Source organism: Sulfuricella sp. T08, from assembly GCF_000971475.1.
GTDB lineage: Bacteria > Pseudomonadota > Gammaproteobacteria > Burkholderiales > Sulfuricellaceae > Sulfuricella.
The window spans coordinates 1-13,008 of sequence record NZ_DF967539.1 but is presented as its reverse complement, the minus strand read 5'-3'; the positions used below and the strand labels follow the sequence as shown (position 1 = coordinate 13,008).

The 13,008-nt window shown below is 56.3% G+C and carries 13 protein-coding genes; 11 read left to right on the top strand and 2 right to left on the bottom strand.

Translation table 11 applies throughout. The annotated features are described in order from the left end of the window. Window positions 1-71 precede the first annotated feature (71 nt). The 11 genes from gspG (at window position 72) to ppnN (ending at window position 10,219) form a co-directional block, all read left to right on the top strand. A complete protein-coding gene (gene gspG / locus SCT_RS09375) occupies window positions 72-509 on the top strand; it encodes a type II secretion system major pseudopilin GspG (protein WP_371257738.1) in 438 nt (145 codons plus the stop codon). A 6-nt stretch (window positions 510-515) separates the two neighbouring features. After that, entirely contained in the window at window positions 516-1,706 is a 1,191-nt protein-coding gene (locus SCT_RS09370) for a type II secretion system F family protein (RefSeq protein ID WP_059422075.1), read from the top strand. 98 nt (window positions 1,707-1,804) lie between these two features. Beyond that, entirely contained in the window at window positions 1,805-3,469 is a 1,665-nt protein-coding gene (locus SCT_RS09365; protein WP_371257736.1) for a GspE/PulE family protein, read from the top strand. After that, a complete protein-coding gene (locus SCT_RS17320) occupies window positions 3,450-4,277 on the top strand; it encodes a hypothetical protein (protein WP_059422071.1) in 828 nt (275 codons plus the stop codon). Before SCT_RS09365 ends, SCT_RS17320 begins: the two co-directional genes overlap by 20 nt. A gap of 2 nt (window positions 4,278-4,279) precedes the next feature. Beyond that, window positions 4,280-4,816: a PilN domain-containing protein gene (locus SCT_RS09355; RefSeq protein WP_059422069.1), complete on the top strand. Its 537-nt coding sequence runs from the start codon at window positions 4,280-4,282 to the stop codon at window positions 4,814-4,816. Next, window positions 4,813-5,364, top strand: coding sequence for a hypothetical protein (locus SCT_RS09350; RefSeq protein ID WP_059422067.1), 552 nt, complete (start codon window positions 4,813-4,815; stop codon window positions 5,362-5,364). Before SCT_RS09355 ends, SCT_RS09350 begins: the two co-directional genes overlap by 4 nt. Further along, a complete protein-coding gene (locus SCT_RS09345; protein ID WP_059422064.1) occupies window positions 5,361-5,867 on the top strand; it encodes a hypothetical protein in 507 nt (168 codons plus the stop codon). The genes SCT_RS09350 and SCT_RS09345 overlap by 4 nt, the downstream gene beginning before the upstream one ends. Beyond that, entirely contained in the window at window positions 5,864-7,882 is a 2,019-nt protein-coding gene (locus tag SCT_RS09340) for a secretin N-terminal domain-containing protein (protein ID WP_059422062.1), read from the top strand. The genes SCT_RS09345 and SCT_RS09340 overlap by 4 nt, the downstream gene beginning before the upstream one ends. 1 nt (window position 7,883) lies before the next feature. Then, entirely contained in the window at window positions 7,884-8,378 is a 495-nt protein-coding gene (locus SCT_RS09335) for a type II secretion system protein (RefSeq protein ID WP_059422060.1), read from the top strand. Further along, on the top strand, window positions 8,353-8,763 hold the full coding sequence (locus SCT_RS09330) for a type II secretion system protein (protein WP_059422058.1): 411 nt from the start codon (window positions 8,353-8,355) through the stop codon (window positions 8,761-8,763). The genes SCT_RS09335 and SCT_RS09330 overlap by 26 nt, the downstream gene beginning before the upstream one ends. Window positions 8,764-8,836: 73 nt before the next feature. After that, entirely contained in the window at window positions 8,837-10,219 is a 1,383-nt protein-coding gene (gene ppnN, locus SCT_RS09325) for a nucleotide 5'-monophosphate nucleosidase PpnN (protein ID WP_059422056.1), read from the top strand. A gap of 170 nt (window positions 10,220-10,389) precedes the next feature. Here the strand turns inward: ppnN and SCT_RS09320 are convergent, their stop codons facing one another. Together SCT_RS09320 and SCT_RS09315 are read right to left on the bottom strand one after the other, a co-directional pair. Continuing rightward, window positions 10,390-12,228: an EAL domain-containing protein gene (locus SCT_RS09320; RefSeq protein WP_059422054.1), complete on the bottom strand. Its 1,839-nt coding sequence runs from the start codon at window positions 12,226-12,228 to the stop codon at window positions 10,390-10,392. A 76-nt stretch (window positions 12,229-12,304) separates the two neighbouring features. Next, window positions 12,305-12,745: a PilZ domain-containing protein gene (locus SCT_RS09315; protein ID WP_059422053.1), complete on the bottom strand. Its 441-nt coding sequence runs from the start codon at window positions 12,743-12,745 to the stop codon at window positions 12,305-12,307. Window positions 12,746-13,008 lie beyond the last annotated feature (263 nt).

Sequence of the window (13,008 nt, the reverse complement as noted above, 5' to 3'; positions counted from 1 at the left end):
CTATATTGTCGTCATTCCTGCACACAGTCGACAGGCTGTAAATTCAGCTTAATACTTTGAAAAACAAATTTATTATCCGAAATAAATCGCCCATACGACGCATCTGCAGCCGTGGGTTTACCTTGCTGGAACTCCTCGTGGTCATGGTCATTATCGGATTGCTAGCCGGTTACGTGGGGCCCAAGTACTTCGCCCAAATTGGCAAATCCGAGATAAAAACAGCCAAGGCGCAGATCAATGCGCTCGGCAAAGCTCTGGATCAGTACCGGCTAGACACCGGCCACTACCCATCCACTTCGCAAGGTCTGATAGCACTGGTCGGGCAGCCAACCGGCGAAACAAAATGGGATGGCCCCTACCTGCAAAAAAACACCGTACCGCCAGACCCGTGGGGCAAGTCCTACCTCTACAAGTACCCCGGTGAACATGGCGATTATGACCTGCTGTCGTACGGCCACGACGGACAGCCCGGAGGGACGGGAGAAGCAGCAGATATCACCAACTGGTAGCCGATAATGCGCTACGAAGTTAAAGCCTTGAGGGATGGAGACGTCGTCGCCAAACTGGCACTGGATGCGACGGACTCGCAGGATGCGCGCACCCAGGCCCGTGAGCAGGGTTATGAGGTGCTCTCCGTCCGATCGCTCGGGGGCTGGCACCTCTCGCTGGGAAGCAGGCAAGCCAAATTTCCGCTGCTGCTCTTCAGCCAGGAACTCCTGGCCCTGCTCAATGCCGGCCTCAGCCTGATGGAGGCGATACAAACACTGGCAGTCAAGGAAACCCGTCCCGACGCCCGCAAAGTTCTCGACCAGGTCATTGCCGGACTCTACGAGGGCCGCAACCTGTCCGCCGCTCTGGAGCGATTTCCGGCAGCGTTTCCCGCGCTCTATGTGGCCACGGTAAGAGCCAGCGAACGGTCGAGCGGGTTGCCGGAAGCCTTGTCGCGCTACATCGAATACCAGTCCCAGCTGGACCTGGTGCGCAAGAAACTCATCAGCGCCTCAATTTACCCGGTCCTGCTGATCTCGGTGGGACTACTGGTTACTCTGTTCCTGTTGATCTATGTAGTGCCCAAGTTCAGCAAGATTTACCAGGACGTTGGGACAGACCTGCCTTTCCTGTCGAGGCTGCTGATTCAATGGGGAAACCTGCTCGAAAAGAACGGTCTGTTTCTCGCCATCACCGTCGCCGGAATCGTCGGCGCGGGCGTTTACTGGCTGCGCCGGCCGGCAACGCGGAAATGGATCGTTTCGATATTGTGGCTGATTCCGCAACTGGGAGAACGCATGAAAATTTATCAGCTGGCACGCTTTTACCGGACGCTCGGCATGCTCCTGCGTGCCGGCATCCCGATCGTGACCGCCATGGAAATGGCCGCCGGCCTGCTGCCTCCCGTCCTTCAGGCCCCTCTTGGCGGAGCTGCGTTGAGCATCAGCGAGGGCCGTCCGATTTCCCACGCCATGGAAGCCAACGAACTGACGACGCCGGTGGCGCAACGGATGCTGCTCGTCGGCGAACGCACCGGCAAGATGGGCGAAATGATGGATAACATCGCCGCCTTCTACGACAACGAGATGGCGCGCTGGGTGGAATGGTTCACGCGCCTGTTCGAGCCGCTGCTGATGATCGTCATCGGCCTGATCATCGGCCTGATCGTGATCCTTCTTTACATGCCGATTTTTGAACTTGCGGGGAACATCCAGTGAGCGAACCCTCTCCCCTACCCCTCTCCCACAAGTGGGAGAGGGAAACCATTGCCCTCTCTCCCACCTGTGGGAGAGAGTTGGAGAGAGGGCAAATCAACTTGAAAATCACCCCTACGCTTCTGCGCGAAGCGAGGATCGATGCGGCCCGGACTAACCTGCGCATGGTACAAATCCTGGAAGAAAAAACCGGGCTGACCCCGCCGGAATTCGTTATGGCGTTGGCCCATACGCTGAACTATCCCGTGCTATCCATGGAAGACCTGAATCGCCTCGTTCCGGCGTTTGACATCCTGCCCTTCACGCTGGCGCAGCAAAAAGATTGCATCGCCTTTCGCGACCCGGAAGGAAAGTTGCTGCTTGCGATCGGCGACCCTTACAACCAGACCGTACAGGACTGGATTGAAGAAACCATCCGTGTACCTTTTGCCGGATATCTTGCCCACTATGCCGATCTTGCCGCATGCCTGGCCCAGCAGGAAGAATCGCTGCGGGCGATGGATGGCGTGCTGGGCGAAGAGAACAAGGAAATCGGCAGCCGTATCGGCATCGAAGATCTATCTCTCAAGGCAATCAGCGAAGATACCAGCCCGGTCGTCAAACTGGTGCGCTCGACGCTATACGACGCGCTGAAAATGGGCACCAGCGATATCCATCTGGAAAAGACCCCAACCGGGCTGGCCATCCGGTACCGCATCGACGGGGTGCTGACGACGGTGGGCGAGATCTCCGGAAGCGATCTCGCCGAACAGGTAATTTCCCGCATCAAGGTCATGTCGGAACTGGATATCTCGGAACGGCGGACGCCGCAGGATGGGCGTTTCAAGGTTTCCGCCCAGGGACGGGACGTCGACTGCCGGGTTTCCATCATGCCCAGTATTTTCGGCGAGGATGCGGTGCTGCGGATCCTCGACAAGGAAGCGCTGTCCGACCATATGCGCGGCTTGCGTCTCGACTATATCGGCTTCGATGCCGATTCGCTGACGCGCCTGCGGCGCCTGTGCAACGAACCTTACGGCATGGTCCTGGTGACAGGCCCGACGGGCAGCGGAAAAACCACCACGATCTATGCCGCCATTTCCGAAATCAACCATGGTCTCGACAAAATCATCACCATTGAGGATCCGGTCGAATACCAGCTTCCCGGGGTGCTCCAGATTCCGGTTAATGAAAAGAAAGGCCTCACGTTTGCGCGCGGCCTGCGCTCCATCCTGCGGCATGACCCGGACAAAATCATGGTCGGAGAAATCCGCGACTCGGAAACTGCCCAGATCGCCGTGCAGGCTGCCCTGACCGGGCACCTGGTCTTTACCACCGTTCACGCCAACAACGTATTCGACGTGATCGGCCGTTTCCTCCACATGGAAGTGGACCCTTACAACTTTGTCGCCGCCATGAACGGCATTCTGGCGCAGCGTCTGGTCAGGATGAGTTGTCCCCACTGCGCCGAGCCAGTGCAACCGGACGAGGAATTGCTGGCGCTTTCAGGACTTGCCGATGCGGATCTGACCGCTTACCGCTTCAAGGCTGGCAAGGGTTGCGGTCAATGTCGCGGCACGGGATACAAGGGGCGCAGGGCGATCGGAGAATTGCTCAATCTGAATGACGAAATCCGCGAAATGATCGTTGCCCGCGAGCCCATCCGCCATCTCAAGGAAGCCGCACGCCGCAACGGCACGCGGTTCCTGCGGGATGCGGCGCTGGATCTGGTGGCGACAGGAGCAACCACCTTGCAGGAGATAAACCGTGTCACCTTCGTGGCGTGATCAGATACGCATCAGCCTGAGCCCCTCGCATGTCGCGCTGATGCGCTTCTGCAAAGGCATGAAACCGCGACTCACGGCAAAAACCGTGGCGGCATGCCCGGCCGGCGCCGGCGATGCGCCCTGGAGCGGCGCGCTGACGGCACTGGACGGCCTGCTCATCAAGCCGGAGTGGCAGCGGGCCGACGCCAGCGTGGTGGTTTCCAACAGCTTCGCCCGCTTTCAGTTGCTGCCCTGGAACGAGCACATCGCCGGCGAAGAAGAGCAGCGGTCGTTCGCACGCCACAAGCTGGCCGCGGTATACGGTGACAGCAGTGAATGGGAAATACGCATTGCCGAAGGAAATGCCGGCACGGAAAACCTGGCGTGCGGCATGCACGTCAAGCTGCTGGGGTCGATCACGGCCTGCTGCAGCAAGCATGGCGTCCGGCTTCGCTCGCTACAGCCCTATCTGATGGCCGCCTACAACCGTGTCCGTCCAGAACTGGCGCAAGGGAGTATCTGGTTCGCCGTGACTGAACCGGAGCGCGTCTGCATCATGCGCCTGGAGAACGGCGCATGGCGAAGCATCCACTGCCGCTCGCTCGCTACGGACAACCCTCTCTCCGCGCTAGTGACCGTGATCGAACGCGAGCAGCAACTGGCCGGATTGGACGGGCAAACGGACACGACAGTCCTGTACGCACCCGGCGTTACACCTGCCAGCCTGGCCTCCATCACTCACAAAAAATTCAAACTGGTTGGATTTTCTTCGGGATCCAGCCTCGATTTGCGCACCGATGCCCCATTCGCCATGGCCGCGAGCACTTGAGCATGGCAGCACCGATACTAACACTGGACTTCAAACGCGATCCGTTCCTGCGCCGAAGCATGGGCGCCTTGCTGCTGCTGGGCGGAGCTTGTGCCGGGGTAGCCGTGACCCTGGCCTTCGCCGAAGCGGACCAGGCACTGCTCCAGGTCAAGCAAGAAACGGCGGAACTGCGCCAGGAATCCGCGCCCCGGACAGAACAGAAAAGCACCATGGACGCGACCCAGCTCGCCGCGGAAATAAAGCACGCCAATGACATCATCCGACAGCTCAATCTGCCATGGGACAAGCTTTTTATGGCTCTGGAATCTACCTCAAACAACCAGGTCGCGCTGCTTGGCATTCAGCCGGACGCCCGCAAGCAGCTGATCCACATCAGCGGAGAAGCGAAAAGCCTGGAAACCATGCTGGATTACCTTGCCCAACTGCGGGGCCAGGAAACATTCGCGCAAATTGCGCTCAGCAGCCATGAAATAAAAACTCAGGACCCCGACAAGCCAGTCCGCTTCAGCCTGTCAGCCAAGTGGGCAACAGCACGATGAGCACCGCCGCTATTGCTGCAAAGCATTTCCTGCGCCGTGCAGGATGGGCCGGCATACTCGGTCTCGCCATTTTGCTGGGCAGCCCGATTTTTTACGCCACTACAGTGTTGCCGATGCAGGAACAGCTCGCATCGCTCAAAGTAGCGCAGTTGCAGCTGCGTCGGGATATCGTAAAAAACCAACGAGGAGAAGGCAAGCCTGCGCCTACGGGGGAAATGCAGCTCAAGGCATTTTATGGGCAGCTCCCCTCGTTGAACCGTAGCGACGAATGTCTGGCGAAAATCTATGCGGCGGCAGAACGCCAGCACATCGTTCTCGAAACCGGCGCCTACCGGCTGGCAGGCGCAGAAACCGGCAATATCCAGCGCTTCCAGATCACCCTGCCGATCAAAGGAAGCCACGTACAGATCCGCCATTTCCTGTCCGAAATATTGACTGAGGTTCCCGCCTTGTCGCTGGACGATGTCAACTTCAAGCGCGAGACGATTGATCTGACGTTGGTCAACGCAGTGATCAAGATGACGCTTTACCTGGGCGGTCCGGCATGAACTGGTCGCAAAAAAAGCGCTGGTCACTGCTGCTTGGCCTGCTTGCCGTCAGCGTGGCATCCGCGTTCTGGGCGCCAGATGAGAGCGTGGAAGCCGAACAAACCGTGCCGGTAAAAAAATCGGCTCAGGAAAGAGGTCGCGAAAAACGAACCTCCATCGATGCACCCGAATTACAGCTGGACACGTTGAAGCGGACCAACTCGCCGGAAGAAGCGACCGACATTTTCCCGGGCAAGTCCTGGCATGTTCCCCCGCCACCGCCCAAACCGGTGCCCCCTCCGCCGCCGGCCCCGCCGCCGATTCCCTTCGTCTATTTGGGAAAAATGATCGAGGACGGCAAACCGACGGTCTTCATGAGCAGGCAGGAGCGCAACCTGGTTGTCAGGGAAGGCGACGTAATCGAAGGAACCTACCGCGTGGAGAGCATCCTCCCCCCCGTGATGACACTGACTTATCTGCCGCTGAATATGAAACAAACATTCCCGATTGGAGCATTTAATTGAAACACCGGACCTGGATCTGGCGCCTGGCGCTGCTGCTTATGATTTTCTCCCTTACGGGATGCGCCGGGGAACGCGCCTTTCGCGAAGGCAAATCGCTGCTGGCGGAAGGCCGAACCGAGGAAGGGCTGGCGCAACTGGAAACCGCCGTCAAAGAAGAGCCGAACAGCGTCGAATTCCGCACCCAACTCTACCGGCAGCGCCAGCTTCACATCCAGAAACTGCTGACCCAGGGAGACAATGCGCGGAACTCCGGTCATTTTGTCGAGGCGGAGTCATGGTATCTTCAGGCGCTTAAATTCGAGGATGGCAACACCCGCGCCACCAACGGCTTGCAGGCCATCGAAGGCGGCCGCCGTCGCGCCGCCATGCTGACCAAAGCGGAAAACCTGTTTAAGGCGGGCGACATGGCCGGCGCCGAAAAACTGGCGAGCGGCATACTCGGAGAAGACCCTGCCAACCCTGGTGCACGGGAAATCAAGCGGAAAATTGACGAGAAAACCTGGCAGAACAGCAACCCCTCCTCGGGGCTGAGTTCCAGTTTCAAAAAACCGATCACCATCGAGTTCCGGGATGTCAATCTGAAAACCATTTTCGAAGTTATTTCCCGCACTGCGGCCATCAACTTTGTTTTCGACAAGGACGTGAAGCCTGATCTGAAGGCCACCATTATGGTCCGCAACTCCTCTGTCGAAGATGTCATCAATATGCTGCTCGTCACCAACCAGCTGCAGAAAAGCGTGCTCAACGACAACACCATACTGATTTACCCGCACACGCCCGCCAAGGTCAAAGATTACCAGGAGCTCGTCGTTAAGAGCTTCTACCTGACGAACGCGGACCCGAAACAGGTGATGAGCGAAATCAAGACGGTGCTGAAAACGCGCGACATATCCATCGACGAAAATCTCAACCTGCTGGTGATGCGGGACACGCCCAATGTCATCCGTCTGGCCGAGAAACTGGTTGCACTGCACGACCGGGCCGAACCCGAGGTCGTCCTCGAAGTGGAAGTACTGGAAGTGAAACGCTCCAAGCTGACCGAACTGGGGATGCAATGGCCCAACAAATTCACCGTCGTGGCGCCGCCACTAACCTCCACCACGGCAACAGCCTTCGGCAACATCACGAATTCCACGCTTAACGGGGGTCAGCTTACCGTCGACAACCTGCGCCACCTGAACGGCAGCCAGATCGGCATCCCGAATCCCGTCCTGAACCTGCGCGGCGAGGATAGCGACACCAACCTGCTCGCCAACCCGAGAATCCGCGTGCGCAATCGCGAAAAAGCAAAAATCCACATCGGCGACCGGGTTCCGGTCATCACCACCACCGCCACCGCCAACGTGGGCGTGGCGGAATCCGTCACTTATCTGGACGTCGGCCTCAAGCTCGAGGTCGAGCCCAGGATTTACCTCGACAACGACGTGGCGATGAAGGTCAACCTCGAAGTCAGCAACATCGTGCAGCAAATCAAGAGCAGCACCGGGACGCTGACCTACCAGCTCGGCACCCGCAATGCCTCCACCACGTTGCGCCTTAAGGACGGCGAAACTCAGGCGCTAGCAGGGCTCATCAATGACGAAGACCGGGCCAGCGCAAACAAGATCCCCGGACTCGGCGACATCCCTGTTCTTGGCCACCTGTTCTCGAGCCGTCTGAACAGTGGCAGCAAAACGGAGATCGTCCTGCTGATCACGCCACGCATCGTCAAAAATCTGATCCAGCCCGATGCCGCGGCCATGGAGTTCGCCTCCGGCACCGAAACCTTTGTCGGTGCGCCACTCCTGGCCATCAAACCGGTGGATGCCTTTTCCGTATCACCGGCGCAGCTGCCTGCTGCTCAGCCGCAGTTGATTCAGCGTAGCGAGACCGCCCCAGTGCCGCAGGGTATATCCGCACCACCGGCGCTTGAACCCCAGCCTTCCAGCACAGCCATTCCGCCGAGTGAAACCGCCAGCCCGGCAGCGGAACTAATGCCCGGGCCAGCAGCGGAGGGAAAGTTCAGGGAAGATTGAGATGGCTCGCCACAACCGCAGAGTTCAGTCCAGAGCATCGGCATCCGGCTTTACGCTGATCGAACTGGTGGTCACCGTCGCCATCGTCGCTGTGCTCGCTTCCGGCATCATGCCCATGATCGAAGTGACCGTGCAACGCAACAAGGAGCAGGAGCTCAGAGTGGCGCTGATACAAATTCGTAATGCGATAGACGCATACAAGAAAGCCGGTATCGCTGAGTCCACCGTCGGTGCTTCCGGTTACCCCAAAACGTTAGAGTTATTAGCGAGTGGCGTGGAGGATATAAAAAGTCCGACCAAGGCAAAAATTTTCTTCCTGCGCCGCATACCACGCGATCCGATGTCTACCGACCCCAGCATCCCCGCAGCGGAAACCTGGGGCAAGCGCAGCTATGCCAGCAGTGCAGAAAATCCCCAGGAGGGCAACGACGTGTTCGACATCTATTCCTTGAGCACAGAAAGAGGACTCAATGGCATTCCCTACAAAGACTGGTAAAATCCATTTCTCCCGGGACCGCGGCGGATTCACGCTCATCGAATTGCTGGTAGTCATGGCGATTATCGCCACCCTGCTGTCCATCGCAACGCCCCGCTACTTCCATAGCATCGAAAAGTCCAAGGAAGTCGTGCTCCGGCAAAATCTTAATACGATGCGCGACGCACTCGACAAATACTATGGTGACACAGGAAAATACCCGGCAACGCTGGACGATCTGGTCACCAAAAAATATATCCGCTCCATTCCCGAAGATCCCGTAGCCGGCAGCACCGCCAGCTGGCTAACCATTGCGCCAGACAACTCCACCAAAGGCGGTGTCTACGACGTTAAAAGCGGCGCACTTGGCAACGCTCGAAATGGCACGCCTTACAGCGAATGGTGAACAGAATAAAAAACCGCATTCAAGTCGCAGCACCAGAGGGCAACTTATTCTCAATACAGGTAAAATCTCAGCCATGGAATACGAAGTAGTCGACACGCAAGTTTCACCCACCGGCCGGCTAGAGGTACTATCCAGAACGGAAGCGGCCAAGTTGCTCGACGAGGGCCATGGAAGCTTGCACGAGCTTTATCGCAATTGCTCGCTGGCAGTGCTCAATTGCGGCAATGAACTCGATGATGCCAAAGAACTGCTGGAGCGCTATCGCGCCTTCGATATCCGCATCATCCAGCGCCAGCGCGGCATCAAGCTCGACATCAAGGGGGCGCCAGCCAGCGCCTTCGTGGAAGGCAAGATGATCACGGGCATCCGGGAGCACCTATTCGCCGTCCTGCGCGATGTCATCTATGTCAGCGAAGAGATTCGCGGCAACCCGCGATTTGCCCTCAACACTTCAGACGGCGTTACCGATACGGTGTTCCACATTCTGCGCAATGCCTGTGTCCTGCAGCCGATGATCGATCCCAATATAGTGGTTTGCTGGGGCGGGCATTCTATCGGCCGCGAGGAATATGATTACAGCAAGCTGATCGGTTACCAGCTGGGCCTGCGCGGCCTCGATATCTGCACCGGCTGCGGCCCGGGAGCCATGAAGGGACCGATGAAAGGTGCCGCCATCGCCCATGCCAAGCAGCGCATCAGGAACGGGCGCTACATCGGCTTCACCGAGCCGGGGATCATCGCCGCCGAGTCGCCGAATCCAATCGTCAATGAGCTGGTGATTTTCCCCGACGTCGAGAAGCGCCTGGAAGCGTTCGTTCGTGCCGGACATGGCTTCATCGTCTTTCCTGGCGGCGTCGGCACGGCGGAGGAAATCCTTTATGTCCTCGGCGTACTGCTTCATCCGAGCAATGCCGAGCAGCCCTTTCCTCTCATCTTTACTGGACCTAAGAGTGCAGAGGACTACTTTCGGCAGATCGACCAGTTCGTCGGTGCAACCCTCGGCGCCGAAGCCCAACGGCGCTACCAGATCATCATCGACGATCCGGTGCAGGTGGCGCGGGAAATCCAGGCCGGCATCAAGCTGGTTCGCAACTTCCGCAAACAACAGCGGGATGCCTACTACTTCAACTCCCTGCTCAGGATCGAGCACGATTTGCAGCGCCCCTTCCATCCCAGCCACGAGAACATGCGCAGGCTAAAGTTGCAGAAAAATCAGCCGAAGCACACCCTTGCTGCCAACCTGCGGCGCGCATTTTCGGGTGTTGTTGCCGGCAATGTCAAGGACGAGGGCATCCGTGAGATTGAAAAACACGGCAGCTTTGAGATCCACGGTGACTCGACAATCATGGGGCCGATGGATGCCCTGATGTCATCTTTCGTTGCCCAGAAGCGTATGAAGATATCGAGTAAGAAATACAACCCCTGTTACCGCATTGTTGCCGAGACCGTCGTCTAGAACTCGCGCAATTTGCGCTCAGCACCGCGGCGAGGGGACAAAGTCCCAGACCGGGAAAGCGATAATTTTGGAGCTCTGGCCTGTGACCACTCGTGGCACTAGTGACAGCTGACCCATTGCTCCGCAAAGCGGCAATCAGGAAGCTGTCGGCATTTCCCGGCGACTGCGCTTTAGCTTAGGCCCAGGCTGCTAATGACGGGATGTATGTGGGCGTCTATGCCAAGAGTCTGCATAAGCGGGAATTCAGAATAGCGGGGATTTTCTTTTAACCATTGCATCAGTTCCGTGGCAGGAATGGGTTTAGAAAAGAAATACCCTTGAACTTTGTCACATCTGCAATCCGTGACCACCCCCAGTTCTATCTCGGTTTCAACCCCCTCTGCCACGACTTCCATCGACATGCTCTTCCCCAATGCAGAGATCGCCCTGACAATCGATTCGCTTGAACTGGAATTTTCAATCATGCGCACAAACGATTGGTCTATTTTCAACCGATCAATGGGATATTGACGCAAATAGCTAAGACTCGAAAAACCGGTGCCAAAGTCGTCCAGCGCCAGTGATATACCCATGGCCTTGAGTTCGTTTAACGTTTCTAACGCATGCCTGCCGTGGTGCATCATGATACTTTCCGTGAGTTCAATCTCAAGGAAGGCCGTATTCATGCCAGTTTCTTCGATGACGCGCCTAACCCCGGCACAGAAGCCAAGTTCCTGAAATTGACGCGTGGATACATTCACCGATATCTTCAATGGCGGACATCCGCTTTCAACCCATACCGTGAACTGCTGGCACGCAGCCCGAAGGACCCAGTATCCCAGGTCAACGATGAGGTGGCTTTGTTCGGCGATTGGAATGAAGTGTGCTGGAGAAAGCAAGCCGCGCTCTGGATGATGCCATCGGACCAACGCTTCCACACCATTGACGTGTCCAGTGTTCAGATCGACTAGAGGCTGATAATGCAGGACAAGTTCATCTCTGGCTATTCCATTTCTCAGTTCTGTTTCTATCGACAAGCTATCCAGCGCCTCCGAGGCCAGACCTGGAACAAAGTATTTGAACCCATTGCGTCCGTTTGCCTTGACCCCATACATGGCTGCGTCGGCTTTGTTCAGCAAGCCTGAAACTGCAAAATCGTCTTGAGGAAATATCGCGATGCCTATGCTGACTGTCACGAAAAACTCGCGTTCCGCAATAACGAATGGATTCTTCATGGATTCGATGATCCTGCTGGCAATCGTCTCAGAATCCAATCTACTGGGTATTCGTTCCATGATGATCCCAAACTCGTCACCCCCGAGCCTGGCTACCGTATCGCAATCTCTGGCGCACTGTTGGAGTCGATCGGCAACTGCCTTAAGCAAGTGATCGCCTGCCGCGTGACCCAGGCTGTCGTTGATTAACTTGAACCGGTCCACATCGATGAACATGACGGCCACCAGCAGAGCGGTTCGCTTGACATCCCGGCAAGCCTGGTTGACCCGGTCGAGGAAAAGCCGCCGATTGGGCAAGCCAGTAAGCGCATCGTGGTGCGCCAGGGCATACAGTTCGGCTTGGCGACGTTGGGTAATCTCATTAAGAAGATCGTGCCCGTTCACGACACCCGCGTACTCGCCGTCGTTTGAGACAATCACGCCGCTGACCATGTGTTCCATGCCAGCATCGATAATGATCTGGGCTACGTCGTCGACCGTGGTCAAGAAGCCAACGACGATGGGATTCATGTTGACCACCGGTGCAAGCATCGTGCCGACTGTTTTCTTGCTATGGATCTCGCGCGTAAAAGGCTTTCCGAAGAACTCAACAAAATGATGTCGCTCAATCAAGCCGACCGGTCTATTGTCTTGATCAATTACTGGAACAGCAAACAGATTCTTGTCTTCGAAAAAGCGATCGAGCGCGGTCATGCAACTGTCACTGTCCCTGACCGGCTTAATGAAGGCCGACAGCTTATTGATTTTAGACTCTGTGAACGCTTCTGAAGCATCTTGATACAGAATTCTTTTCATTGGAATGAGATTCCTAGCCGGGCTGGGCGCGTAAAATCTTGTAGAGGCTCAAAACGTACCGAGCCGATAACTGAAGTCAAAGACAATCCAAGTCAGTTTGTACCTTGCCTTCTTGGGTACGGAGATCGATCAACTCGCAGCGTAGCCACTTCTTTCCCTCATCACGTGCGGCAATGACCGAATTAACAATATCAATAGACACGTCTGACTCATCATCGAATGCGAATCCATGCCGCAAATAAAGCGACCCGTCCTCCTTGGACCACTTGCGATTGACGATCATCGTCAGGAACGGATCCTCGCCGGAGGACCGGCTATTGAAGACCATTATTCTGTAGATATTGCCTTCGAGAAATGTGTCTCTGCTCGAAATTATCTGCACACCGGCGATGCTGATGTCGACCAAAAGCACGAGCATGGCATCAGCGCTGGTACGTCGAAAGATCCATACCGGTTGCAGGCCATTTTCGTCTTTGGTGTTGAAAAACTGAACGCGCTCTGATTTTCGCTTATCCATTATTCGACGTTTAATTAGCTGACTTTCAACACCCTACCCGCTCAATGTGAAAGTTTTGTGAAATTGTTGGCCAGCTGTTGATTACGATATCCATCCGAAAGATGGTTGTTTATCAGAGCCCGGATTGATCTAGGATCCCAGATTATTTTCTTGTCACAATTAGTTAACATAAGGCTGCTACAGTCACCTTCAGAAACTATCCGTTTCATTTTCAAATTGGCGCACTTCAAGTACTGAACACAATACGTTGCCAGTCCCCAGAA